Origin of the sequence: Pseudomonas typographi (genome assembly GCF_014694385.1) — a bacterium.
GTDB classification, from domain to species: domain Bacteria; phylum Pseudomonadota; class Gammaproteobacteria; order Pseudomonadales; family Pseudomonadaceae; genus Aquipseudomonas; species Aquipseudomonas typographi.
In genome coordinates, this window is record NZ_JAAOCA010000001.1 from 133,784 (window position 1) to 160,091 (window position 26,308).

The 26,308-nt window shown below is 61.2% G+C and carries 17 protein-coding genes and 1 pseudogene; 5 read left to right on the forward strand and 13 right to left on the reverse strand.

Annotated features, from left to right (window positions below; all coding sequences use genetic code 11):
* Positions 1-366: 366 nt before the first annotated feature.
* The 3 genes from HAQ05_RS00655 (at position 367) to HAQ05_RS00665 (ending at position 3,230) form a co-directional block, all read left to right on the forward strand.
* Complete coding sequence (locus HAQ05_RS00655; protein ID WP_190416649.1) at positions 367-1,623, forward strand: ATP-binding protein; 1,257 nt, start codon at positions 367-369, stop codon at positions 1,621-1,623.
* Entirely contained in the window at positions 1,620-2,108 is a 489-nt protein-coding gene (locus HAQ05_RS00660) for a hypothetical protein (protein ID WP_190416650.1), read from the forward strand. Before HAQ05_RS00655 ends, HAQ05_RS00660 begins: the two co-directional genes overlap by 4 nt.
* A gap of 84 nt (positions 2,109-2,192) precedes the next feature.
* Complete coding sequence (locus HAQ05_RS00665; RefSeq protein WP_190416651.1) at positions 2,193-3,230, forward strand: threonine aldolase family protein; 1,038 nt, start codon at positions 2,193-2,195, stop codon at positions 3,228-3,230.
* Here HAQ05_RS00665 and HAQ05_RS29345 read toward each other — a convergent pair whose 3' ends face one another.
* The 4 genes and pseudogenes from HAQ05_RS29345 to HAQ05_RS00680 form a co-directional block, all read right to left on the reverse strand.
* Positions 3,231-3,983 carry a methyl-accepting chemotaxis protein gene (locus HAQ05_RS29345; RefSeq protein WP_420825732.1) on the reverse strand — a complete coding sequence of 251 codons (753 nt, stop codon included), beginning with the start codon at positions 3,981-3,983 and terminating at the stop codon, positions 3,231-3,233. It abuts the gene before it with no gap.
* Between the two features lie 114 nt (positions 3,984-4,097).
* Positions 4,098-5,165, reverse strand: a pseudogene (locus HAQ05_RS29350) (HAMP domain-containing protein); the annotation flags it as partial.
* A gap of 93 nt (positions 5,166-5,258) precedes the next feature.
* The gene (locus HAQ05_RS00675) at positions 5,259-5,561 is read right to left on the reverse strand and encodes a cell division protein ZapA (RefSeq protein ID WP_190416653.1); all 303 of its coding nucleotides are present in this window, start codon (positions 5,559-5,561) and stop codon (positions 5,259-5,261) included.
* Complete coding sequence (locus HAQ05_RS00680; protein WP_190416654.1) at positions 5,558-5,788, reverse strand: hypothetical protein; 231 nt, start codon at positions 5,786-5,788, stop codon at positions 5,558-5,560. The genes HAQ05_RS00675 and HAQ05_RS00680 overlap by 4 nt, the downstream gene beginning before the upstream one ends.
* Positions 5,789-6,103: 315 nt before the next feature.
* Between HAQ05_RS00680 and HAQ05_RS00685 the strand changes: the two genes are divergently transcribed.
* Positions 6,104-7,729: a methyl-accepting chemotaxis protein gene (locus HAQ05_RS00685; RefSeq protein ID WP_190416655.1), complete on the forward strand. Its 1,626-nt coding sequence runs from the start codon at positions 6,104-6,106 to the stop codon at positions 7,727-7,729.
* 230 nt (positions 7,730-7,959) lie between these two features.
* On the opposite strand, the gene gbcB is transcribed toward HAQ05_RS00685, so the two are convergent.
* Positions 7,960-9,060, reverse strand: coding sequence for a glycine-betaine demethylase subunit GbcB (gbcB, locus tag HAQ05_RS00690; RefSeq protein WP_190416656.1), 1,101 nt, complete (start codon positions 9,058-9,060; stop codon positions 7,960-7,962).
* Between the two features lie 299 nt (positions 9,061-9,359).
* Here gbcB and gbcA point away from each other — a divergent pair, with 299 nt between their 5' ends.
* Entirely contained in the window at positions 9,360-10,655 is a 1,296-nt protein-coding gene (gene gbcA / locus HAQ05_RS00695; protein ID WP_190416657.1) for a glycine-betaine demethylase subunit GbcA, read from the forward strand.
* Between the two features lie 119 nt (positions 10,656-10,774).
* Here gbcA and HAQ05_RS00700 read toward each other — a convergent pair whose 3' ends face one another.
* The 8 genes from HAQ05_RS00700 to dgcA form a co-directional block, all read right to left on the reverse strand.
* A complete protein-coding gene (locus tag HAQ05_RS00700; protein WP_190416658.1) occupies positions 10,775-15,718 on the reverse strand; it encodes a DNA repair ATPase in 4,944 nt (1,647 codons plus the stop codon).
* A gap of 293 nt (positions 15,719-16,011) precedes the next feature.
* Positions 16,012-17,949: an SPFH domain-containing protein gene (locus HAQ05_RS00705; protein ID WP_190416659.1), complete on the reverse strand. Its 1,938-nt coding sequence runs from the start codon at positions 17,947-17,949 to the stop codon at positions 16,012-16,014.
* 42 nt (positions 17,950-17,991) lie between these two features.
* Positions 17,992-18,612, reverse strand: a complete 621-nt coding sequence (locus tag HAQ05_RS00710; protein ID WP_190416660.1) for a hypothetical protein — start codon at positions 18,610-18,612, stop codon at positions 17,992-17,994.
* 468 nt (positions 18,613-19,080) lie between these two features.
* Positions 19,081-19,980 (reverse strand): RHS repeat-associated core domain-containing protein, encoded by a 900-nt coding sequence (locus HAQ05_RS00715; protein ID WP_190416661.1) that lies wholly within the window; start codon positions 19,978-19,980, stop codon positions 19,081-19,083.
* 157 nt (positions 19,981-20,137) lie between these two features.
* Positions 20,138-20,908 carry an electron transfer flavoprotein subunit beta gene (gene etfB / locus HAQ05_RS00720; protein WP_190416662.1) on the reverse strand — a complete coding sequence of 257 codons (771 nt, stop codon included), beginning with the start codon at positions 20,906-20,908 and terminating at the stop codon, positions 20,138-20,140.
* Positions 20,909-20,917: 9 nt separating this feature from the next.
* Positions 20,918-22,150 carry an electron transfer flavoprotein subunit alpha gene (gene etfA, locus HAQ05_RS00725; RefSeq protein ID WP_190416663.1) on the reverse strand — a complete coding sequence of 411 codons (1,233 nt, stop codon included), beginning with the start codon at positions 22,148-22,150 and terminating at the stop codon, positions 20,918-20,920.
* Positions 22,147-24,099: a dimethylglycine demethylation protein DgcB gene (gene dgcB / locus HAQ05_RS00730; protein ID WP_190416664.1), complete on the reverse strand. Its 1,953-nt coding sequence runs from the start codon at positions 24,097-24,099 to the stop codon at positions 22,147-22,149. Before dgcB ends, etfA begins: the two co-directional genes overlap by 4 nt.
* A 132-nt stretch (positions 24,100-24,231) precedes the next feature.
* Entirely contained in the window at positions 24,232-26,292 is a 2,061-nt protein-coding gene (gene dgcA / locus HAQ05_RS00735) for a dimethylglycine demethylation protein DgcA (RefSeq protein WP_190416665.1), read from the reverse strand.
* Positions 26,293-26,308 lie beyond the last annotated feature (16 nt).

Here is a 26,308-nt window from a genome sequence, read left to right on the forward strand (position 1 = left end):
TAGCCGCGATGTTAGGGCGCTACTTCGCTTGCCAGATGCCTGCCCACGCCGCCGGGCGGTGCATTTACGACATTAGCCTGCAGGGGCTCAAACGGGTGCCCTATCAGCGCTATATAACCGCCCTACAGCCCACAGCGCAGGGCCTTTGCGCCGCAACGCCCATCGCCACCGGGCATACACCTCCACGGCCGGTTTAGCGCTAGAAGGCCCGAAAACGACACTGATCCAAGGGCCAGCAAGCCCCGGCGCTTCGCCTGCGCGCCCCCGGGGAATTAAGGTAGTATCCGCCGATGACCGGCGCATTCGGATGCCGATACCGGCCCCCATGGCAGCCTGGTGAAGACGCAGCCGTACCGGAGAGAAAACATGGCAAGAATGAAAGTCCAGCATTTCGGCCCGATACGCGAAGGCTTTACTGAAAATGACGGCTGGATGGACTTCGCTCAAGTCACCGTTTTCATCGGCAACCAAGGTGCTGGCAAAAGCACATTGGCAAAGCTTTATGCGACTTTCAGTTGGCTGGAGAAAGCCATCGTCAGGGGTGACCACGAACGCAAATGGTTCGAACGTAAGAACCGCTTCAGAACCCAGTTTTTGCGCTATCACCGGCTGGAACATTATTTTTCAGGGGCGGGCCCTGCACCTGTCATAGAGTACGAAGGCGAGGCATGCCGCATCGTTTACCGCCAAGATTGCCTGCACATCGAGGGCGTACACACACAGCGCTATTCATTGCCGCAAATCATGTACGTACCGGCAGAGCGAAACTTCATTGCCTACGTTAAAAGCCCTAAGGAGCTCAAGCTCTCTTCCGATGCTTTGATAGAGTTTCTCGTTGAGTTCGACATCGCCAAGCAGGAATTACGAACGCCCGTCCGATTACCCATCAACGATACCTATTTGGATTACGATCGGCTCAATGATGCACTGAGCATCCGCGATGAGCACTACAAGCTTCGCTTGACCGATGCCTCCAGCGGTTTCCAATCGGCGGTGCCGCTACTCCTGGTGAGCCAGCACCTTGCATCGACGATCGTCAACGACGCCCGCCGGGATGCCCCAGACGGCCAGCCTATCAGCACTGAACAGCTTGCTCGCTTTAGAAAAGAGATCGAACAGATCTTCAAAGGTGTAAACATGACCGAGGAGCTCAGGCGCGCCGCGTTGTCCGCAGCCTCTGCCCGGTTCGCCAAGAGTGCGTTCATCAACATCGTCGAGGAGCCCGAGCAAAACCTCTACCCCTTGTCTCAGTGGCAAGTGCTCCAGCGCTTGCTGCAATTGAATAACGCAAATAACAACAACCGCCTCGTCATGACATCCCACAGCCCGTACATCCTCAATTACCTCAACATCGCTGCCTTCGGCCACTCGCTCAAGCGCAAAATTGAAACCCGGCAAACGCCTGGCTTGCTCGAGCAGCTCGGTGAGGTCATCGCCCTAGATGCGCTGGTCGACCCTGGTCATTTGGTGGCTTACCAGGCCAGTGAAGCAGATGGCACGGTGCGTCGAATAAAAATGACTGACGGTGTTTTGGCCGATGCGCACGACCTGAACGAATTCCTTCGTGAGGGCAATCGACTGTTCGATCGGCTGTTGGACATCGAAGAAAGGTTGCCTCAATGAATTTCTTCGACCCCGCCTGCCAAACCGGCCCACACACGGCCGCAACGTTCGGGCTTTGTGACGATGAAAACGGCAGCGTGGCCTACGTGGACACTGGCCGGCCACAACGCTGGATCGCAACGGTCAACAACAGATCCGGGCACAGCGTCACCTTTACGGCGATCGATAAGTGCGTGATCCAGGACGCCGAACATCCCGGCCGGGGTCGATGCGATGCCATGCTTACCACACCCACCCACCTGTATCTGGTGGAACTAAAAAATCAGCGTGCCGGGTGGATAGACCATGCCTTGGCGCAGCTCGAATCCACCCTGGCGTTTCTGGTGGCGGCCCATGATGTGAGCGTTTATTCGCGCCGCAAAGCTTATGCGTGCAACAAGCGGCATCCCCACTTCGTCGAAATCGAACAGGAACGTAAGCTTCGGGTGATGAGGCGTTATGGGTTCAGGCTGGATATTCAAGCGAGCGTGGTGATAGTCGACTGACAACGCTGTGCGGGGCATACAGTGTTACTGCATAGGCTTATCACTCGGGTTAAGTCGATGGTTGAAGACATCAAAGGTATCCGTATGAATGACAACAGCCAACAGTTCGCCAGCGACAACTATTCAGGCATTTGCCCAGAAGCCTGGGCGGCGATGGAACACGCCAACCACGGGCACCAGCGCGCCTATGGCGACGACGACTGGACGGCCCGCGCCGCCGACCGCTTTCGCCAGTTATTCGAAACCGACTGCGAGGTGTTCTTCGCCTTCAACGGCACCGCCGCCAACTCACTGGCGCTGGCGGCGCTGTGCCAGAGCTACCACAGCGTCATCTGCTCAGAAAGCGCCCACGTTGAAACTGACGAATGCGGGGCCCCGGAGTTCTTTTCCAATGGCTCCAAATTGTTGGTAGCCCCGTCGGTGGCCGGCAAGCTAACCCCTGCGGCGATCCGCGAAGTGGCACTGAAGCGCCAAGACATCCACTACCCCAAGCCGCGGGTGGTCACCCTGACCCAATCCACTGAAGTGGGCACGGTCTACCAGCCCGACGAGTTGCAGGCGATCAGCGCCACTTGCAAAGACCTGGGCTTGCATCTGCATATGGACGGCGCGCGCTTTTCCAACGCCTGTGCGTCTCTGGGTTGCAGGCCGGCCGAGCTCACCTGGAAGGCGGGTGTCGACGTGTTGTGCTTTGGCGGCACCAAAAACGGCATGGCGGTGGGCGAGGCGATACTGTTCTTTCGCCGCGACCTGGCCGAAGATTTCGACTACCGCTGCAAACAGGCCGGGCAATTGGCCTCGAAGATGCGCTTTTTATCGGCCCCCTGGGTGGGCCTGCTCGAAGGGGACGCCTGGCTGCGCTACGGCGCCCATGCCAACCAGTGCGCGCGCCTGCTGGCGCAGTTGATCGACGACGTGCCGGGTGTGGAACTGATGTTCCCAGTGCAGGCCAATGGCGTGTTTCTGCACATGCCCGCGCGGGCCATCGAGGCGCTGCGCCTGCGCGGCTGGCGCTTTTATACGTTTATCGGCGGCGGCGCGCGCTTCATGTGCTCATGGGACACCCAGCCCGCGCGCGTCGCCGAACTGGCGGCCGACATCCGCGAGGTAATGGCCGGCTGATCACAGCCTGAAGCCGCCCATCTGCCGGGCCAAGTCCTGCGCCAAGGCGGCCAATGCCTGGCATTGCGCGCGGCACAGTTCAACCTCGGTGGCGGTGTCCCGGGCAAGGTCGGAAATCCCTTGCACGTTACGGTTGATGTCTTCGGTCACCGCAGACTGCTCTTCAGTCGCGGTGGCCACCTGTTGGTTCATTTCGCTGATCTGCTCGACCTGGCCGCTGATCCGCCCCAGTGACGCACCCGTGCGCTGGCTTGCTGCCGCGCCGGTGCCAGTGGCGGCCTGGCCGGTTTGCATGCGCCCCACGGCGTTCTGCGCACCTTGCTTGAGCTGGGCGATGATCTTCTGGATTTCGTCGGTAGAGCCCTGGGTGCGTTGTGCCAGCGTGCGCACCTCGTCGGCCACCACCGCAAAACCACGGCCCATCTCGCCGGCGCGCGCTGCTTCGATCGCGGCGTTCAGCGCCAACAGGTTGGTTTGTTCGGACACCCCGCGGATCACCGCCAACACCTTGTCGATGGAGGCAACCTGTTCGGCCAGCTCGGCAACCGCTTCGGCCGCCGTGCCGATGTCTCGCGACATCTCTTCGACATGGACAATGGACTGCGCAACTTCCTGCCCAGCCTGTTGCGCTTCCCCGCGCGCGGCCTGCGAGGCGTCGGCGGCATGGGCAGCATTGCGTGCGATTTCTTGCACCGTGAGGCCCATTTCGTGCACCGCGGTGGCAACCCGGTCGGTCATGTCTTGCTGCTGCATCGAGCGGGCGCTGGTGTTTTCCACCACTTGCGCCACCTGCTCGGCGGCCTGGCGCAACCGTTCGCTGGTGCCCAGCACGTCGCCGATCAGGCTGCGCTGGCCTTCGACGAAGCGGTTGAAGCCGTCCGCCAGGGCGCCCAGTTCGTCGGCCCGGCCCACCACCAGGCGGCGGGTCAGGTCGCCCGCCCCGCTGCCGATTTCGACCAAAGCGGCGGTGACCTGGCGAATCGGCCGCACCAACGAACGTGACAGCCACACCACCAGCACCAGGCATAGCACCGCCACGCCCAGCCCGATCGCCCCGGTCAGCCACATCGCCTGGCGGGCCTGGGCGTACACTTGGGTTTCAGGCACTTCGGCGACCAGTGTCCAGTTCATCTCACGCAGCGGCTGGGCCAAGGCCAAAAAGCGCTCGCCGCCCCGCTCGAAGCTTGCTTGCGCCAACGCCCCCTTGCCCAGCAAGGCCGCAGCCGGCTCAGCGCCGAGCAAATCTGCCAGTTGGCGCTTGCCGCTCAAGGCGGCGTCGGGGTGAACCTGCACCAAGCCGTCATTACGCACCAGGTACACGCGGCCACGTTCGCCGAAGCGGTAATGCTGAATCAACTCGCTCAGCGCATTCATGCTCAGCCCCAGGCCAGCCACGCCCAATGCCTTGCCGGCCTGCTCCACGCGCAGGTCGATGAACAGCGTCAACGCACCGGTGCCGGTATCGTTGTCGATGTTCAGGGTGCGCGGCTGGCCGCTGTCCATGAAGGTGTAAAACCAGGCATCCTTGGGCTCGCTGCGGCTCAAGGTGCGTTCCAGGCCCTTTTCGCTGTAATAGTGGTTGGTACCCGCGCTGGCGATAATTGCCGTGAATGCTTGGTGGTCTTTGCGCAGGCCTTCGAGGTAGCGGTAAAACGCCGGTGCCTGCGCACTGTTTTCGCCTTCAGCGAGCCAATCGCGCACCAAACTGTTACCGGCGATATCGGCTGCGGCTGTCAACGGCACGCCTAACAGGCGCTCGATATCGTTGCGGGTCGCCTCCACGCTGGCCGGTAATGCCGTGTCAACCAGGTAGCGCTGGGCCAGCCGGTCAACCACAACCGTATAGATGCCGACCACCAGCACCAGGCTAAGCAGCAAGGCGCCCCCCATGCCCAGAATCAGCTGCCATTGAATACTGCGTCGCCAAAACTGCATGGTGAACCCTCAAGATGTAATAACCGCTGCACTGCAACAGGCATGCCGATTGTATACGTCTTGAGTAAAAAACCAGAACAATGCCGGCGGCGGTTATTCCTTGGCCAGCGTACGGGCCAGGCTCTCGACCGTGGCCTCGACCTGCCCCTGCGCTTGCGCCAACTGCTGCTGGTGTAACTGGCGCGCTTCGATCAATTGGGAGCACACGTTCATGGCGGTAAGCACCAGCAGGCGGTCGCCAACCAAGGCCGGGAACTGCTTTTTGGTGGTCGCCAGGGCCTGCTGCAGCATCTCGGCGGCTTGCAGCAGCGTTTGCTCGCCACCCGGTGGCGCCTTGAGCGTGTACTCGTGGTCGAGGATGGTGATGACTTCGGTACGCTCGTATCGGTCGGTCATGCCGGCACCACCCCAGGTGAAGCGCGTTCGATCAAGGCCTGGATGCGTGCAGCCATGGCGCCCTGTTTTTCTTCCTGCTCAAGCAACGACAACTGCAGCGTATCGTTCTCTTCCCGGGCTGTGGCCAGCTCGGTGCTCAGGGTGCGATTGGCCTCGCTCAGGCGGCCATTCTGCTCGACCAGTTCGTGGACTAGTGTTTCAAGTTGATTCAGAGACGCTTCCAACATTTTGATTTACCGAGCTTTTCAGGGAGTTTCAGGCGGGCACGTAAGATAGAGAAAAAGCGCGCCTGGGGCCAGTAAAGTTCTGACAGACACGCCTGAAGCTTATGTAGGAAATCTCTCAAGTTGGCCGCCCGTTAGACGCTCGCCCATGGACTGCCCATACCCCACGATGTTCCCTCCGCCGCCCGTTAATGGACAAGCGGCGCCTTGCAAAGTAGTGGCAAATCGCCGCAGGCCCTCAAGTACGCCGGCAGCCACCCGATAGCGGTTCACCATTCGACCTCGCATGGACGCGATCCTGACCTATAGGGGCTACTGATGTCACTGCGTCACCTTTCCATCGCTCAGCGCTGCATGCTGGGTTTCGCCGTGATCGGCCTGCTGATGATCATCCTCGGCGCTTTTGCTCTGCGGCAGATGGCCCAGATACGCTCGGCCGGCGAAACTATCGAGTCCGACAGCCTGCCGAGCATCACCAGCCTGGATGAGTTCACCCAACTGACCTTGCGCTTGCGGGTGCTGTCGTATCGCCTGCTACTTAACCGTGAGCCTGAGGTGCTGAGCAAAACCCTGCAGACTTTCGAGCAGCGCAATACCCAGATCCAAAATGCCCAAGCGCGTTATGAAAAGCTTATTTCCGGCACCGAGGAGGCCACTGCCTATGAAGAGTACAAGGGCCTGCTAGCGCAGTACCGGCAACTGGAAAGCCAAATGAAAAGCCTGTCGGGCGCCGGCAAGTTGGATGAGTTGCGCGCCCTGCTCAACAGCGAGCTGCTGAGCAACTCCGACGCGGTCAACACCGTGCTCGACCGCTTGGTGAAGGTCAACACCCAACAAACCGCCAATACCAACGCACAGGCTGCCGCACAATATGCCCGCGCGTTCAGCCTGGTGGTGGCGCTGTTGGTGCTTGCAACGGTGTTAACGGTGCTGTTCGCCTGGCTGCTGACCCGTAGCATCACGCAACCAATCAAGGTCGCGGTCAGCGCCGCCGAGCAGATCGCCAATGGCGACCTGACCCAGGCCATCGTCGTCCATGGCAAAGACGAAGCCGCCCGCCTGCTGGCGGCCATGCAAAGCATGCAAGAGCACCTGCGCGACACCTTGCAACACATCGCGGGCTCTGCCAGCCAACTGGCATCCGCAGCCGAAGAGCTCAACAGCGTTACCGATGAAAGCGCGCGCGGCCTGACTCAGCAGAACGACGAAATCGAACAGGCCGCCACCGCGGTGAATGAAATGACCAGCGCCGTGGAAGAGGTAGCCCGCAATGCGGTGAGCACCTCCGAGGCCTCAGGCGAGGCGACCCGGTCGGCCAGCGACGGCCGCGACCTGGTGGTGGAGACCGTCCAGGCCATCGAACGGATGGGCGTAGAGGTGCAGGCGACCGCCGAGCTGGTGGCACAACTGGCGGGGGAATCGCGCAACATCGGGCAGGTGCTGGACGTGATTCGCGGCCTCGCCGACCAAACTAACCTGCTAGCGCTCAACGCCGCGATTGAGGCCGCCCGTGCCGGCGAAGCCGGCCGCGGTTTCGCGGTGGTGGCCGATGAAGTGCGCGCCCTCGCCCATCGCACCCAGCAATCGACCAGCGAAATCGAGCGGATGATCGCCAGCATCCAGAGCGGCACCGACAAGGCGGTGGCGTCGATGCGCGGCAGTACCGAACAGGCTGCAACCACCCTGAACATCGCCAAAGGCGCGGGCCTGGCCCTGGACACCATCCACGGTGCCGTGGCGCAGATCAACGAACGTAACCTGGTGATCGCCAGCGCTGCCGAGGAGCAAGCGCAAGTGGCACGGGAGGTGGACAAGAACTTGGTGAACATCCGCGACCTGTCGGTGCAAAGCGCCGCGGGCGCTAACCAAACCACCGCCGCCAGTGCTGAATTGTCGAAGCTGGCGGTGGACTTGAACGGGATGGTGGGGCGTTTCAGGGTATGAAACGAACCGCCACGAGCCGCAAGCACTGGCCTGCGGCTTGGGCCGGCCCCCTCGGTGGCCCCGGCGCGCTCATGGGGTGCTTCAGACGTTCGCACACCCATTAACGCGTGAATGTTGCCGTCGGGCAAGGCGCCGTGATGCGTCATAGCCGGGCTATGGCGAGGAGGGCAACGCCGCCCGGCAGCCAAAGGCACCGTCAGAAGGGTGCAGCCAACGTCTGCAACATAACGCTAGTATTCGACGCGCACATCCCCCTTCGGAATGCTGCAGCACGACAAGATATACCCTTCGGCTTCGTCCTCCTCGGTGATGCCACCGTTGTGGTCCATCTCCACCTCGCCGCTGAGCTTGAGCACCTTGCAGGTACCGCAGATCCCCATGCCGCAGGCTTTGGGGATCATCAGCCCCAGCTTGGCGGCCGCGCCATGTACGGTCTCGCCCGGCCCCACGCGGATGCTCTTGCCGGTTTCGGTGAATTCCACCTGGTGCAGGTCGGCGGCGGGTACGTCTGGGGCATCCGCGGCCTGCTCGGCTTGCTCCACCGCGTCGGCCTTCGCCTCGGCCGGGGTGGCGCCGAACGACTCCTCATGGTAGCGGCCCATATCGAAGCCTGCGTTTTCCAGCATGCGCTTGACCGCGTGCATGTACGGGGTCGGGCCGCAGCAGAACACCTCGCGCTCCAGGAAGTCCGGGGCCATCAGTTCGAGCATCTGCCGGCTAAGGTAACCACGGTAGCCCGCCCAGGGCTCGCCCAAACCGTGTTTTTCACAGATTACGTGCAGGCCGAAATTCGGGATACGCGAGGCCATCTGCTCCAACTCGCGCTGGTAGATGATGTCTTTGGGCGAGCGGGCGCTGTGCACGAACACCATGTCGACGTTGGCGTTGGTGTCGTAGAACCAGCGCGCCATGGACATCACCGGGGTGATACCGACGCCACCGGACAGGTACAGCACCTTTGCCGCCGGGAAATCCATGGCATTGAACAGCCCCACTGGGCCGTGTACCGCCAGTTCCTGGCCCTCGTGCATCGTCTCGTGCAGCCAGTTCGACACGCGCCCGCCGGGCACCCGCTTGATGGTGATCGAGAAGCTGTACGGCACGGACGGCGAGCTGGAAATGGTATAGGAACGCATCACCGGCTGGCCGTCGATTTCCAGCTCCAGTGTCACGAACTGGCCGGGCTTGAAAAAGAACATGATCGGCTGGTCGGCCATGAAGCAGAAGGTGCGCACGTCCCAGGTTTCCTGGATAACTTTCACGCACCGCACCAGGTGGCGCCCATTGGCCCACGTCTGGGTGGTGACCGGGTTCAGGAAATTATTGGACATCACGCTCTCCACGGCCGACCACCGGCCTTTATGGGTGCGATTCTGCTCGGCGTAAACGGCGCGGTCTTTCCTATTCACGACATCGGCATGCTTATGGCAACCAGCCTTGCAGGGCATGGCCTCGCGCGTCGGAAACGGATTGGGCCATGTCGCGTTTGGGCAAGGTTCCGGCCGTGGGCGGGCCCACACTCCACCGCAAATCAGACCGTGATTTCACACGCCTTGCGTCGCACCCGTGAAGCGCCGATAGGTGCCAACCAAGCCATTCGCCGGCCACGCCGTGGCCATGAGGAATATCGATGGACGTCACCCAACACTTGAGCCTGGGCGATCCACTGGAACCGGCCCGCAAGGCGACCGCCGACATGCTGCAAACCCGCGAGCGCACCTACTCGCTGCCGCAGCCGTTCTACTGCGACGAGCGCGTGTTCGATATCGACATGCAGGAGGTTTTCCACAAGGAATGGCTCGTTGCCGGCATGACGTGCGAAATCCCCACCAAGGGCAACTACCTAACCCTGCAGATTGGCAAGAACCCGATCGTGGTGGTGCGCGCCGCCGATGGCTCGATCAACGCCTTCCATAACGTGTGCCGCCACCGTGGCTCGCGCCTATGCACCAAGGAAAAGGGCAAGGTCGCCAAGCTGGTATGCCCCTACCACCAATGGACGTATGAGCTCGACGGCCGCTTGCTGTATGCCGGCAGCGAAATGGGTGCCGATTTCGACATGAAGCACTTCAACCTCAAGCCGGTGAACGTGAAGGTTGCAGGCGGTTACATCTTCATTTGCCTGGCCGAAACCCCGCCGGCCATCGATAATTTTCTCAGCACCTTGGCCCATTACATGGAGCCCTACGACATGGATAACACCAAGGTCGCGGTGCAAACTACGTTGGTCGAAAAAGCCAACTGGAAGCTGGTGATCGAGAACAACCGCGAGTGCTACCACTGCAGCGGTTCACACCCGGAGCTGCTTAACACCCTGCTGGAGTGGGACGACACCGACGACCCCCGTGCCGACCAAGCGTTCAAGGACCACGTAGCGCAATCGGCCGCCGCCTGGGAAGCGGAGAACATTCCCTACCTGCACGCGGGCTTCGGCCTGCGCAACCGTATCGTGCGCATGCCGCTGCTCAAGGGCACCGTTTCGATGACCCTGGACGGCAAACAGGGCTGCAAAAAGCTCATGGGCCGCATCCAGAACCCCGACCTCGGTTCAATGCGCATCCTGCACCTGCCCCACTCTTGGAACCACTGCATGGGCGACCACATCATCGTGTTCACCGTGTGGCCGGTCAGCGCCCAGGAAACCATCGTTACCACCAAGTGGCTGGTGCACAAGGATGCCGTGGAAGGCGTGGACTACGACATCGCCCGCCTGCGCGAGGTGTGGGACGCCACCAACGACCAAGACCGCCGCCTGGCCGAAGAGAATCAGGTGGGCATCAACTCCACCGCGTATCAACCCGGCCCATACTCGAAAACCTACGAGTTCGGCGTGGTGAACTTCATCGACTGGTACAGCGAACGGGTGCTCGCCAATTTGGGGGCAGAGCCTGCGGCCTATTTGAAGGAAGTGAAGGTGCACGAGTAAGGGCCAGCGCTGCGCAGCAGCGGTTAACAGAATAAAAGCCAGCTAATCAGCTGGCTTGTATCGACAGTTATTCCCCAGGGCACGCTGCTCGGTGATTACCCTTGGCCTCTAAGCGATGCCTATCTCAGCGCCAAGCACTTCATGGATTCTGCAATGTCATTGAGTTGGGCGACCACTCTTGCGCCCACCTCTTGATCCCCGCCCATCGCCTTGTTGCGTTGGAAGTCGCGCTTGATCTGCTCCCAGCGGGCGGTTTGATCCGCGCAGAGCAGCCCTCGCAGTTCCGCCAGCTTGAGCAGGTTCTCCTCCGCGCCGGTAGATAGCAACTGCGCCTCACCCTGGTAATGGTCAGCCACCAGTTGCATAAGCTCGGCGTTGTTCATCACGGCCGAAACCTTTTCGGCCATCTTGTTCATATTGCGATAGCTGCCTTGAAGCCTGAAGGCCGGCTCTGATCGGTACGTGTCAGCCTGGGCAGCACTGTCGATGTACTGGCGGTTGACCACCGTCACCACATCCCTGACCTTCACAAGCCGCTCGAGCACATCGCTTATTTCATTGAGTTGCGCAGCGCTGTAAGTGTGGCTCAGGTCGTTTGCCGTGAATGGCTTGCCCTGCACTTTATCGATGAATCGATAGAGGTCATTCATGTCCCGAGTTGCCAGCGGCGCCAGCACCGGGTTCGAAGTCAACGCGTTCTCGATATAGCTCAGGGCAAACGCTTCCTCCATGCCTCCCAGTGTGTCGCCCAGGTTGTAGATGTCGGCGCGGTTCGCCAGCATGTCCGGTATTTTGAATACCTCGCCGGTTTCTGTGTACGGGTTCCCGGCCATTACCACGCAGAATTTTTTACCGCGCATATCGTAGGTCTTCGTCTCGGCCTTCCAAACCCCCTCGATACGACGCGTGCCATCACACAAAGAAATAAACTTCTGCAAGAACTCCGGGTGGGTGTGCTGGATGTCATCCATATAGAGCATGACATTGTTGCCCATCACCAGGGCCAGGTTCAGTTTCTCCAGTTCCTGACGGGACGTGGCATCAGGCGCCTTGGCGGGGTCCAGGGACCGCACCTGATGGCCCAGGGCAGGCCCGTTGACCTTCATGAAAACCAGCCCCAGCCGGTTGGCAACGTACTCCATCAACGTGGTCTTGCCATAGCCTGGCGGGGAAATGAGCATCAACATGCCCATGAGGTCCGTACGTTTGCCCTCACCGACGGTGCCCATTTGTTTGGCCAGGTTGTCACCGATGACCGAAAGGTAGACATCGTTGATCAGTTTGTTCCTGACGAATGAACTGAGAGGGCGAGCCCTGAACTCGGACAGGCGCAGAGACGCCCTCTCCTGCCGCAGTAGCCGCTGGCGCAACGCCTGATAGTGTTGCAGCCGTGGCAGATACTCGGTCGAATGGCGTGCGAAGCGAGTCCCAAAGTCGTCAGCAGCCAGGCGAAGCCGGCCCTCGACAATGCGCTCATGCTCACCCAGTAACCCGCTTACCTCAGCGCTGTAGGCCGCATCGCTGAACAGCCGGCGCTCAACGGGCAACAACGAGATCGCAGCGGCCTCCCGAACGAAGGCCTGGTAAGCCGTGAGCGTGGGGTCGTTCGCGACAAGGCCGTGAAACCAGTCGATAGCGATGGACCATGCCGCGCCTATGTCACCCTCCAACGCACCTAAGGTGTCGAGGTAGCCCTGATAGGCGCCAGCGGCTTCGAGCCGACTCTGGAGCGCGTCCATCAAGTGTTTTGCATACCGGCTGAAGGTCAAGGCCTGGTCAGTCGATGACAGCGTTTCCACAAGGTACTCAGCAGCCTGTTTTTGCTCGAAAGCGCCCTGCGGGGCCCCAGCTTCGGTAAGGAAATCCAGAATCCATTCCCCAATGGAAGATTGAACCCCGGCAAAACTCTCGCAGGAGCCGAAAACGGAGCGCAACTGCCTGGCCGACCGCGCACGATCGCACCACTGCTTCGCAGCCTGCGGCGCGCTTTTGATCACCGCCTCCCAGCAGAGCAGCGCGATGGCCCGGGCGTCAGCGCTATAGCGCAAAAGGCCCGCTGCGCTTCGAAGCGGTAGCAGTTGGGCAAGAATCAGCGCGGCGTCGTGATCATGGATACCCTTTTGGTACCCCTCTTTATAGCGAGGGGCGCAGAAGTCTCGGATATGCTTGGCCAACTCACTTGGGCTCTGCGCCATCGCCGTGAGCCGTTCCAGTGTTGTGCCGCCCCTCCCGGCCACCGCAGCGTCGAGAACCAAGCCGGCAAGGTACTCACCCCGGTACAGCGCTGGCGATTCCGACGCCAAGCGCGCATTCCAGAACGGGCGTAGTGCCGCGAGCTCGTCATTGTCGATAGGCTCCATAAAATCGGTGCCCGTGAGATGAAGGTACATCGCGTCACCACGAGGCATCAGTGTGAGATCAAGCGCTTGGGTGTTCACGCTGAACCGGTGGCGCGGGCCGAGCTTAATGACGTTGCCACCCTCGTCGAACAGTTCCGTCTTGTCTCGAAGCGATCGCACCGCTTGGTCGCGGGCGCCTTTCAGCTGTGCTTCAACATCATCAGCCCTGACCGAATCCTTCAGGCCTCGCAGCCGGGCGGCCATATCCCTGAGTTTTAGAATGAGTGGGTCAGCCGCGAAGAAGGCGTTCAACTCATCCATGTTTGAAAGGCGCGACACGCGTTGCGGCAGGCTTTCAAGGATACGTGCTGCCGCGTCGACCACAGCCTGTGCGCGGCGCTGGCGGTCATCCAACAAGCTCTGCCTGTGTGCCTCGAACGTATCAACCATGTCCTGGCGTTTTTCCAGGATGCTGGTCAAAAATGCCTCGTGCTCACCAAACTGGCTTTCCAGCTCTTCCAACTGGACGCTCAGGCGTGACAGTTCTTCATCGCATCGTTCTGGGTCAGCGGCCAGTTGCAGGGCGTTCGTGATCGCCTGGCCGAACAGCTTGAACTGTGCCCCGAACTGCGCGACAGCTTCTGCCGAACCAAGCCCTTTACGGCGCTGCTCGGCACGCGCTTTAGCCTGGTTGAGCCGGGCATACACTTCGCAGATAGCGTCGACGATCTCAGTACGCTTTGTCGCGTCATCAATCGGGAGGCTAGCCATCAGCTTCGACAACATGTCCAGGGCCGCCGCCATTTTGGCTAGGCCGTCCAGCGGCTGGCGCAACTGAGCGACCGTCGTTGCAGCCAGAGCCTGAGCATCCCACTCATCGAGCTCGGCATTGAAGGGGCTCAGGGCCGCTTCGCTGCCGAGGAAGGCCACCGTGCTGGCACCCACCTGCTCGTGCACCGCCAACAACTGCTGCTGGAGCGCATCGACCTGTTCGGTATCGATGTAGCGCAGGTCACGAATGGTCAGGAGTTGCCCACGCTGGCGAGTGATATCGTTCAGCGCGTCGACATAGTCTTGCGCCGTTTGCCACCCGCCTGCGCGCACACGTACAAGCAGTTTTCTTTGCTGGTTCCGCGCGTTACCCAAGGCTTTTTCAGAGTGGCCCCTGATGCTCTGAACCTTCTCGAATTCGTCGAGGATCTGCTCGCTGGTCGATGCAAGCTCGTGCAGCAAAGCGCCGAGCCCGCCGGCTTCGGCCGCGTCTAGCCAATGGTAGGCATTAAGCACTTTACGGGTACTTTCACACAACTTGCTGTAGCGCTGCACGCTAACGGATTGGGTGTCGATATCCCTGACAAGCTCATGAAGATCGGAAATCCCACGCACTAATTCCGCGTTGCCGATCTTGCCGATGAAACCGTCACGCGGGGCCTGGTGCGCCGCAAATTCCGCTGTGTAGAACGGCGTCGACCAAACGACCATCGGGTGAATTCGGGTCGGCTCGTTGCCCTCTGCGCAGAAGATGACCGTACGGCCGTCTTCAAGCCTTGCGTAGCCATGGCCGAGCAGCGGGATCTGCAGTTGCCGGGTGATCATGTTGTAGGTCAGCAGCGCTGACCGGCCACTGGCAGGCTCGTAGAATGAGTACTGAACGTCTTCGCCGTTCGGGCTGCGAACAACGCGCTTGAAGCGCATTCCCAACATATCCTGGTCAAAGGTTTTGTGGTCGCCGTTCTGCAGGTAGTAGCCGCCGGGGAATATGATCCCATGGTCTTCTGGAAGTTGGCGGCAGGCCTGGCCAATCGCATCGATGCGCAACGCCGTTCGGGTTATGGTATTGAACACAATGTAGCGCCATTCAGTCTCGCGATAGGGCAGTACCTTGAGAATCAGCAGGCTGCCCAGGCGGGCAAACTCGAAATGGCCGTCACTGAGGGATTGATTGGGATCCTTGACCGGCTCCGAATAAATACCTTCCCCGGTTTGGGTATTGTTTTCGATCTTGATCGTGAGGTCACCCCCGATGGTTTCGACGAAAACCGTATCCAGGATGTTGATGTGGCCATGCTTACCGGTCACCACCCTATCCTGTGTAGATTTACTCCACTCAAAGTCGAACTGCGCCGGTAATGCCATATCCCGCTCGCCGCGGCTATCGATGTAGCTCAGTTCAGTTCCACCCTTAGCGATCGACCATCGAAAAACGCGAATATCGGAAAGCTTGTCACCTACCTGGAAACTGGCGAGCAGCTTCTCATCACGAACAGCCAACTGCAGTAGTTTGGTGTTGCTATAAAATGTATGAAGTTCGGTGAAGTCGCGGATAAACTCCGGGGCGGTGAGGTATGTGCCGCGCAGGGAAACGGGTTCGGCCTCGTACCCACCCTCAGCGTCATTCAGCTTGTACAGAGAAAAAACGTCCGCAACGGCCGTTTTTTTCTTCAGGCCGATGAAGACGTTGTATCCGAACAGCAGCCAGTCACCAACACGGACGATATCCCGGGCGATGCAGTTATGCTCTGTGCGAATCCGGACCCTGCCCAGCACGGTCATTTGGGTCTCGCCAAATTCAGCCAACCGCTGCTTATTCAACCATTGAGCAGCCGCTGTGAGCCGATGCCCTTGGTCCTTGAGCCGTTTGCCCAGGACTTCATAAGCGCCGCCTTGAGCCACTGCCTGGTCCAGTGCCTCGGCGGTGGCGGTCTGGTTGGGGAAATCCGACATCATCAGTTCCTGATCCGTTCGGATGACAGGTCAGACACGGGCGCGTCTACCGGCGCCGGAACCTGTGCGATCCTGGAAAATAAAACCCCCCGGCTGAGGCCGGAAGGTGAAGCCGTTCAGGCGCCTTGGGGCTGGTGTGCTGTTTCAGAAGTTCGCACAAGTATTGACGTGTGAACGTTGCTGCCGGGCAAGGCGCCGTGCCGAATCATGGCAGGGCCATGGCGAGGCGCGGCGACCTAGGCCGGCGGCAAAAGGCGCCGCCAAAGGGTGCAGCCAACGTCTGAGGCACCCCATTAGGTCTCAGCCCGAGTTGCATTCGCTGGTTTGGTTAGCCTTGGGTCCGAGGCTTTGCCGCCAGCCCGAGCGACCAACGCGGCGAGAGTGCCCTGGACGACTGGGCTTCGGCCCATACCCTCGAAGATCTTTCCAATGCCCAGGCCGGTGGCCAACTGATCTGCGACCTCGCCGCCCGGCCCACCAATGATCTCGATTTTGGCGTTCTTTAGCGCTGCCCCCAGAACTGCTGCGCTTTCGTGGGCAATGTCCTTCGAGGCTTCCACTTGAGCCAGAACCTGCTCTTGGGTCGCATTGAGCTCCATACGGAATTCTTCATGGGCGCGTGCTTCGGCGCTCAGCCCGTTCAAGGCCGCAAATTTCGCGGTCAGGCCCTTGGCCTCGGCGCTGTAGCGGGCCTCGATGATCTCGGTCTCGGCGGTGCCCTGCGCACGGGTAGCTTCGGCAGTGGCTTCAGCCAACGCTTTCTTACCCCGTGCTTCTGCGGCCATACGCTGCTCGGTCACTTTCGCCTCGGCGAGACCTACCGCCTCCAATGCTTCAGCGCTTGCTTTGCGTACCTTGGTATCGGCCAAGCCGAGCGCTGCTGTCTCAGCCTCGATGCCGGCGGCGAGGCTCGTCTTCGCTTCCGATTCACGCTGGGCCGAGCGGAGATCGGCTTCAGCTGCGACAGTGACTGCTCGGGCACGATGCTCAGCAGACTGAGCCTCTGCCTCGGCCCCGGCAATCGTAGCGACCTTGCTTTCTTCAGCAGCAGCCTGCGCTTTAATCACCCGCACCTGGCGAGCACGGTCAGCCGCGCTGACCTCGCGAAGTTCGTTGATCGCTTCTTCCTCTTTGGCCACTGTCTTGTCGATTGCGACGCGTTCACGCACGATCTCGGCAATCTCGGTTTTCTTCTTTTCGACTTCGCCATCCGCATCGATCTGGCGTGACTGGACTTCGCGCTGGCTGTCGACCTCGGCCAGCAAGCGTGCTTTGTTAACACCTTCCTCCTCGACCACCACCGCCTTGCGCCGTGCCGCCGCAGCAAGCTCAACTTCACGCAGCAGGCCCTCTTGCGCCACCTGAACTTTCGTATCCGTATGGATTCGAGCCTCTTCGCTGGCCAGGCGGGCCTCTTGCTCTACCACTGCCGCACCAGATTCGCCCCTCGCTTTAAGCTCGGCGATCTCACGTGTTTGCCTGGCGGTGGCTTCAGCCTGGCGGCGTTCAAGCTCAAGTTCTTGCTCTTTCGCTTCAACGTTGCGGTTCTTGATCGCCAAATCTTGTTTGCGCTCAAGGTCGTTGGTCACGATGTTCTGCTCGGAGGTGAGTTCGGTAATTCTCCGAATGCCCTGGGCGTCAATGATGTTCCCAGGGTCGAGATGAGATTTGCTGGTCATCTCGAGGTGGTCAATAGCCACGTCTTCGAGGATGTAACCGTTCAAGTCCTTACCTATGGCGTGAACGATGTCATCGCGAAACGTAAGGCGGTTCTGGAATAAATCCAGCAGTTCGTGTTGCCGGCCGACCGATTTCAATGCCTCGCTGAACTTGGCCAGGAAAAGCTCGCGGATGGCCCCGCCGTCGGATGCTCGTTGTACGCCTACCGCCTTGGCAACCTTCAGGACGTCCTCGGCCTTTTCGTTCACACGAACGTAAAACACAACGTCGATATCAGCGCGAAGGTTGTCCTTACAGATAAGGCCTTCCGGTCCGCGGCGACTCAATTCGATCGGCACCAGCCGAAGTGGCATTTCTTCGGCGCGGTAAATGATGGGATAAACCATAGCCCCGGTGAAATGAACCTTAGGCTCGGCGGTAAGGTCGTTAACAATCAGAGCAATACCTTGATCCACCTTGCGATAGAAGACCTTAAACATGGCAAGGGACCCCACAAACAAGGCAGCAACCACCACGGCCCCCATCATGAAGGGAGCAGCCAGTTCGTTCATAATTCACATCTCCTAGGCCGTTTAATCGCAGGCCAACTGCAGTTAGCGGTTGAATTCGTATTCGCTGATAACCAAGTAGCAATGGTTAGCCGGTTGGTATTCGAGGAGCGCTACGTTGTCCCCACGTGAAAATGTCGCCCCGTTCATGGAACGCACATTTAGGATTAGGCCGGCACCCCCGTCTTCAAAAATGGCCTCACCGGTATTACCGGTCACCGTTCCGCTACGGACGGTAGCGATGCGCCCGATGATCGAACCGGCGGTCGGTGCGACGATTTTTTTGAACACCCGACGTAGAGGGCGAATCAGCATATTTGTGATGACGATGGCTAAGGCGCCAGCCGCCACGAAAGAAGTAACACCCAGCAACAGAGAGACGGCCCCGCCGCGGATATGGCACAGAACATAGAGTTCAGCGATGTAAGTAGAAAGCCAACCCCAAAGGGAAACAAGCGTGAACACTATCGGCAGTGGCACGCCGTCGAGACCGGCCTTCATCAGCAAACCGCCCAGCCCCTCAAGTAGGCCATCAGCCTCAACAGCGGGACTGTCCATGTCAAACAGCCCGAACATAGCGACAACCCAATAGAGGAAAGCAATAAAGAGCATGAAGCCGAATATCGCTACCGGAAATGATAGCGATACCTCAACAAAGCGGTCCATTCCGCCCTCCTTATAATTATGCTCAGCGCTGGCATACACGATGATCACATAGTCTAAGCACACATCGTTATCAGCCTGAAATGTACAATGTTTCCAGCCATTACCTAGCCCGCAACAGGGCTCGAAATTTCATGCCTGCCTAGCGCCAGTTGTGGCAAGAAACAATTTGTATCTTTGGTTAGGGGGTACAGTCTTCACGAATGCCGATCGCTGCCGGTACGTCTTTCAGCGCCCATAGGCCGATCAGTGCGAAGTGTTACCAAACGTGGAGCGGAGCGAATGGCGGGAGAATGGCGGGAGAATGAATAGCGCGCCGGTGTAGGGCCTGTCCTCGGCGAGGCGCGCACCGGTCGCAGCTGCTTGATACGCTGCTGGACTGGGAGGCCACCAACGACCACTAGCGCTGCCTGGCTGAATAGAACGAGGTGGGCCTCAACGACATGCCGAAGATACCCGGATAGCTCGTTTTCAAAACTGAGTTACTTCTACGCCCCTATTGCTGCCGGGGCTCGCCGGCGGCATTGGGCTAGGGGGTGGAGAGGATAAACGGCGCACTGAGGTCAGTGGCGGATTACCCTGTAATCCCAATTCGATATCGACCGGCCTGGGCTCGACCCTGGGGAACCCCCGCCGGGTGGCCAATCTGGCCCCACTCAGCTCGCCGCCCGTGGCAAGCAACACGGAGGCCGGGTTGATCTGGTTCTCCCGCGCCAACCTGATCCACGCCCTGCCGTTTTCTACCGCCTCCCAAATGCCTGACGTATAAAGGGTGGAGCCGGTGAAGCTGGCCATAGCCGCCACATTGGCCGCGCTGCTCGCCCCATTTGTAATGGCACCAACCGCATTAATCGTATTCGACACACTGGTAAAGGAGGCGCCGTAAATATTTGTGATACGCCGAACACGAACCGCCGTGGACGGCACCACACCACTCCCAACCGAGTAACGCACGATATCCAGCGCCGTCTCGTTGATAACGCCAGCCCAAACGCCCGCCGTTGCGACTGAGTCGACCAGTGGCGCCAATAACCCAAAATAGGCGCCGTTACGGTCGTGCCGATTGACGGGGTCGCCTGCACAATAGCTATAGGTATTGAGGCCACCTTGCCCGAACGGGCTGTGCGCATCCGGGTGCAAGAAGCACCCAAGGGTCGGGGAATAAGCGCGGTAACCGTTGCCGGGAAGGTACAACCCGGCCGTTGGCTCGCGATACAAGCCGGCATAAGCCGCCCTGGGCTGGGCAGCACGGTTGGCCGAATACCCATACGGTGTATAGGCATGGCGGCTGCCCGTGGCGGGCACGCCCAACAGGGCCGAGCGCTGGCGGTCGACACCCAGCAGCCACGCCCGTTGGCTCGATGGTTTCACGAAGGCGTTCTCCGGCTTGCGTTGGGGCCGGCCGCAGGGCCGTGTTGCAAGCGGTTACTGCGGGGTATGTGTGCCACGGCGCGTCACCCAGCGTGTCGGTCGAAACCCACTCTAACCCGGACTCGGCCTGGCGAAACCTAGCAAATCTGCCAGGGTGTCAGCGGATCACCCCTTCTTCTATCAATAATTTCATCACCGCTTGCGCCCCTTCGCGCGCGCTCACGCCCTTGAGCACTTGCCCCGTGCCGCCACTGGCCTTGGCGGTGGCGGCCTTCATACGGTCGGCGCCACTTTTGGCCTTGATCACCTTAAGGCGCTTGGGCCGGGGCTTGGCCGGTTGCAGGGCGCTTTCAGCCAGCAACGGATCGTCGAAAATGTCGACTTCGTGGGCCTGCAGCTCTCCACGCTGGGCGGGGCCATAGGCGGATTGGCGTGGGGTGGGCGCGGCGTTGTCGACAGTGGCCAGCATGGGCAGGCGTACCTTCAGGCGGCGCCGCTGGCCACGCGGTAAAGCCTGTAACACGTGGGCTACGCCGCCGTCGATGGACTCGACCGCGGCCAGGCCCACCACCACTGGCCAGCCCAATTGCTCACCCAGCAAAAACGGCAGCATGCCCGAGCCCTCACCGGTTTCGGCTTGGGTGCCGGCCAGCACGATCTGCGCCGCAGCGTCACGCAGGTACTCGGCCAACGCCGGCAGCGCATCGCTGCCGGCGGGCTGCTCCAGCACGTGAAGGCGCGCCAAGCCCATGCCCAGGTAAGCGCGCAAGGCGGGTTCTTCGGCCTTGCCGGCGTGCAGCACCTGCAGGTTATCACCCACCAACTGTAGCCCCAGTTCCACCGCGCGGGCGTCCTGTTCGGCGCGGCGCGCGCGCCCTGAGGTGGGGTGGGCACCCACCGACACCAGGCTTACGATCTTCACACTCATGCTTTCACCTTATGCCGCTTCGCGCTTGGCGCCGTGTCGGTACTGCTCTACGGCTTCGATCAGGGCCAGCATCAGTTCGTGGCTGTCGCCGATGATCGACAGGTCGGCCCGCTTGATCATGTCGCAGCCCGGGTCGAGGTTAATGGCGATGACTTTTTCGCAGGCGCCGATGCCCTGCAAGTGTTGGATCGCCCCAGAAATGCCCACCGCCAGGTACACCCGGGCGGTGACCCAGGTACCGCTCGCACCCACCTGCCGGGCCCTGGCCATATGGCCGTTGTCCACCGCCACCCGCGAGCCCCCCTCGGTAGCACCGAGGGCCTCGGCGGTGCGGTGGAACAGCGCCCAGTCGCTGACGCCGTTACCGCCAGAGAGAATGAACTCAGCCTCGGCCATGGGGATGGCGGCCGGGTCCACCGCCACCGCACCCAGGTCTTCGATGCGCGGCAGGCTGCGCGCCACGGCGCCGTGCAGGCTCACCGGCAATACCTCGTGGCGGGTTTCGTCCACAGGTTCGGCGCACTCAGCCGCGGCCAAGATCAACCGCGGCAGGGCGCGGCTGATGTCTTGTTGGCCGGCGCCGGCCCGGCCAGTGCACTGGCTGCCCGCCGGGCCATCCTTGATTTGCCAAACGCGCGTGGCGGGCCGTTCGCCCAGGCTGGCGCCCAGGCGCCGGCCAAGCTCGCCACCGCCGCTGCGGCTGTCGGGCAGCAGCCAATGGCGCGGCTGGAACTGGCCGTCGACAGCGCGCAGGCCCTGCACACGCTGTTCCGGTGCATAGCCTTCGAACTCACTGCCGTCGATCTGCAGCAGGCGGTCGACACCGGCGGTATCGAACGCGCTTTCTTTGTGCTCACCAAAGATCACCGCCAGCACTGCCCCCTCCTGGCCGGCCAAACGGTGGGCAAGGCCAAGCAGGTCGCGGTCGTGGCTGCCCAAGCGCCCGCCGACCATGTCGGGAACCACTGCGATATAGAAGGCCGGTTCTGCGACCCGGTGCAGTGGCAGCTTGGCCTCGGCGGCAGCGGTGCGGCGCACGTTGCCGCCCTGCTGGGCGCCGCTGCGGTCGATACGCTTAAGCCCGTTGGGGCCCATGAAGCCCAGGCCATGGGGGTTCTTGCGGACCACCCCGTGGGGGCCCATCCATTGTTGCGGCTGGGGCTGCATCGCCGCATGCAGCGGGTGCAGGCGGTTGCGGGCAATCCATTCGGCGCGTGGGTCGCGGCGGATAATGTCGCTCATGGGTTCACCTGCGCGGCTTCACGTTTGCTGGAGGCCACGCTGTTGGCCCGTAGGGGCGCCTCGATCAGCGCGTCGGCCACCAGCTCGGCGATATCTTTAATGGCTGGGCGCGGCTCTACCACACCTTCGAGCATCGCCGTGCATTGCGGGCAACCCACCGCCACCAGCTCCGCTTCGGTTTGGCGAATATCCTCCATGCGCATGTCTGGGATGCGCTGCTTGCCGGGCACGTCGGTGATCGGCGCCCCGCCACCGCCGCCACAGCAGCGCGAGCGAAAACCCGAACGCTGCATTTCGCGGACCTCGATGCCCAGCGCGCGCAGCACCTCACGCGGGGCCTCGTATTCGCCGTTATAGCGGCCCAGGTAGCAGGGGTCGTGGTAGGTCACGCTGCCGCCGGTATGCTGGCCAAGGTTGAGCCGGCCGCCCTGGATCAGTTCGGCGATGAACGTGCTGTGGTGCCGCACCTCGTATTGGCCACCAAAAGCGGCGTATTCGTTTTTGAGTACATGGAAGCTGTGTGGGTCGCAGGTCACGATGCGCGTGAAACGGTACTGCGCCAACGCCTGGATGTTGCGCCTGGCCAGCCCTTGGAACGTTGCTTCGTCACCCAGCCGGCGTGCCACGTCGCCGCTGTCGCGCTCTTCCAGGCCCAGCACGGCGAAATCCACGCCGGCGGCCTTGAGCACCTTGACGAAGGCGCGCAGGGTACGTTGGTTGCGCATGTCGAAGGCGCCATCGCCCACCCAAAACAGCACCTCAGCCTGCTGCACGTCGGCCATTACCTTCAGGTTCAGGTCCGCCGCCCAGTTCATCCGCCCGCCAGGGGCGAAGCCACCAGGGTTGTCGGTGGCGATCAGGTTATCCAGCACTTCGGCGCCCTTGTTGGGGGTGGCGCCTTTTTCCAGGGTGAGGAAGCGGCGCATGTCGACGATGGCGTCGACGTGCTCGATCATCATCGGGCACTCTTCGACGCAGGCGCGGCATGTGGTGCATGACCACAGCGTGTCGGCATCGACCAACCCGTTGACGATCGGTTGGTGCGGATTGCCGCTGTGCTCACCTAGGGGCTTGCCCGGGTAAGGGCTGCCGGCGAAGCGGGCGTCGTTGCCACCGGCCAGGCCAATGACCATGTCCTGGATGAGCTTTTTCGGGTTCAGTGGCTGGCCGGCAGCAAATGCTGGGCACATGGCCTCGCACCGGCCGCATTGCACGCAGGCGTCGAAGCCCAGCAGTTGGTTCCAGGTGAAGTCCTTGGGTTTTTCCACGCCCAGTGGCGTGCGCGAGTCGGTAAGGTCCAACGGCTTCAGGCCCGTGGAGCGGCCACCGCCAAAGCGTTCGGCGCGGCGGTGCCAGGCCAGGTGCAGGGCCCCGGCGAAGGCATGCTTCATCGGCCCACCCCAGGCCATGCCCAGAAACAGCTCCGACACCCCCCACAGCACACCGACGCCGAGGATAGCGGCCATCGCCCAGCCACCGAAGTGCTCCGGCAGCACCCCCGCCACCGGCAGGGTGGCCAGAAAGAAACTCCCGGAAAACGCCAGCAAGCTCTTGGGCAGGCGCATCCAAGGCCCCTTCGAGAGGCGTGCCGGGGGGTTAAGCCTGCGCTTGTAAACGAACACTGCACCGGTAAACATCAGCGCCGTAGCCGCCAGCAAGGCGAAGCCGAGGACGCGGTTATGCAGGCCAAAGCCATGCACCACGATCGCCAGCAGCGCCGCCAGTACGAAGCCACCGGCGGTGGCCACATGGGTATTGGCGATGTACTTGTCGCGGGCTACCACGTGGTGCAGGTCGACCGCATAACGCTTGGGCATGGCCAGCAGGCCCCCCAGCACATCGACCTGCGCCGGCCGCCCACGCCGCCACAAAGCGATACGCCGTAGCGCGCCGAAGGCGGCCAGCGCCAGTGAGGCAAACAGCAGGGTGGGTAGAATGACGCTTAGCATGGGGAGGCACCTTTGAGGTGCAAACAGCCGGTGCCCAGCGGCACCCTTCACGCTGCGGGCAACAGCGCCAGTACAGCGCCATTGCCATTGAGCCTGAAGCGGGCCCGTGGCCCCTGGCGGTTTGCCTCTGCGTTAAAAATCCTTACAAAGCCGCAAGGCGTCATAGATGGCCGCGTGTACGTTACGTTGCGCTACACAGTCGCCAATGCGGTACAGCAAGTAGCCCTCGCCCGCCTCGCTCAACGCCGGTTGCGGCTGGATCGCGAACAACGCTTCGATGTCGATCTGGCCCTTGTTGCGCGATGCCTGCTTAAGGCCGTAGTACAGGGCCTCGTCCGGGCGCACGCCGTTCTCGACCACCACTTGGTCCACCACCCGTTCTTCCTTGGCTCCGGTGTATTCGTTCTCCAGCACCGCCACCAGTTTGTCGCCCTCGCGGTAGACCTTTTCCAGCATCAAGTCGCCGGTCATGATCACTTCCTTGGGGTACAGGCTGCGGTAATACGTAGGGAAGGTGGTCCCGCCCATGGCCACGCCGGGCTTGATATCATCGGTCACGATTTCGACCTGGCTACCTTTGTCGGCCAGGTAATCGGCCACCGACATGCCGGTGAACTCGCAAATGGTGTCGTACACCAGCACGTTCTTGCCGGGTGCGACGGTGCCGTCGAGTATGTCCCAACTGCTCACCACCAAGCCTTGCTCGGCGCCCCAATGCTCGTTCTGCTCCAGGAAGGGGTGGCCGCCATTGGCCAGGATGATCACCTCTGGGCGCAGATCCTGAATGGTCGGGATGTCGGCGGCTGTGCCCAGGCGCAGGTCTACCTTCAGGCGTGCCAGCTCCAACTGGTACCAGCGGGTGATACCGGCGATCTGGTCCCGCTGCGGTGCCTTGGCGGCAATGCTGATCTGCCCGCCGATGTGTTCTTTTTTCTCGAACAGCGTCACGTCATGGCCGCGCTCGGCCGACACACGGGCCGCCTCCATACCCGCCGGGCCAGCACCGACGATCACCACCTTGCGCTTGGGCCCGCTGGTTTTCTCGATGATGTGCGGCACCCCCATGTATTCACGGGAGGTGGCAGCATTTTGGATACAGAGCACGTCCAGCCCTTGGTATTGGCGGTCGATGCAGTAGTTGGCACCCACGCACTGGCGGATCTGATCGACCTGGCCCATTTTGATCTTGGTGATCAGGTGCGGGTCGGCGATGTGTGCACGGGTCATGCCGACCATGTCGACGTAACCGCCTTCGAGGATACGCGTGGCCTGGTTCGGGTCTTTGATGTTCTGGGCGTGCAGCACCGGCACCTTGACCACTTCCTTGATGCCCGCCGCCAGGTGCAGGAATGGCTCCGGCGGGTAGCTCATGTTCGGGATCACGTTGGCCAGGGTGTTGTGGGTGTCGCAGCCGGAACCGACCACGCCGATGAAGTCGAGCATGTCGGTGGAATCGTAATACTTGGCGATCTCCTTCATGTCTTCATGGGAGAGGCCGTCGGGGTGAAATTCGTCGCCACAAATACGCATGCCCACGCAGAAGTCGTCGCCCACTTCCTGGCGCACCGCCTTGAGCACTTCCAGGCCGAAGCGCATGCGATTTTCAAAGGTGCCGCCCCACTCGTCGGTACGCTTGTTAACCCGCGGGCTCCAGAACTGGTCGATCATGTGCTGGTGCACCGCCGACAGCTCGATGCCGTCGAGCCCGCCTTCCTTGGCCCGGCGCGCGGCCTGGGCGTAATTGCCGATCACCCGCCAGATTTCTTCCGGCTCTATGGTTTTGCAGGTGGCGCGGTGTACCGGTTCGCGGATGCCCGAGGGAGACATCAACGTGGGCCAGTGCTCACCGTCCCAACGCGAGCGGCGGCCCATGTGGGAGATTTGAATCATGATCTTGGCGCCATGCTTGTGCATGGCATCGGCCAGGTTCTGAAAGTGCGGGATAATTCTGTCGGTCGCCAGGTTCACCGACTTCCACCAGCCCTGTGGGCTGTCGATGGCGACCACCGAAGACCCGCCGCAGATCGCAAGGCCGATACCGCCCTTGGCTTTCTCTTCGTAGTACTTCACATACCGTTCGGTGGTCATACCGCCGTCGGTGGCGTACACCTCGGCATGGGCCGTTGACAGCACGCGGTTACGGATGGTCAGTTTGCCGATCTGGATCGGCTGGAACATTGCTTCGAAAGCCATCTCACGGTCCTCGGCT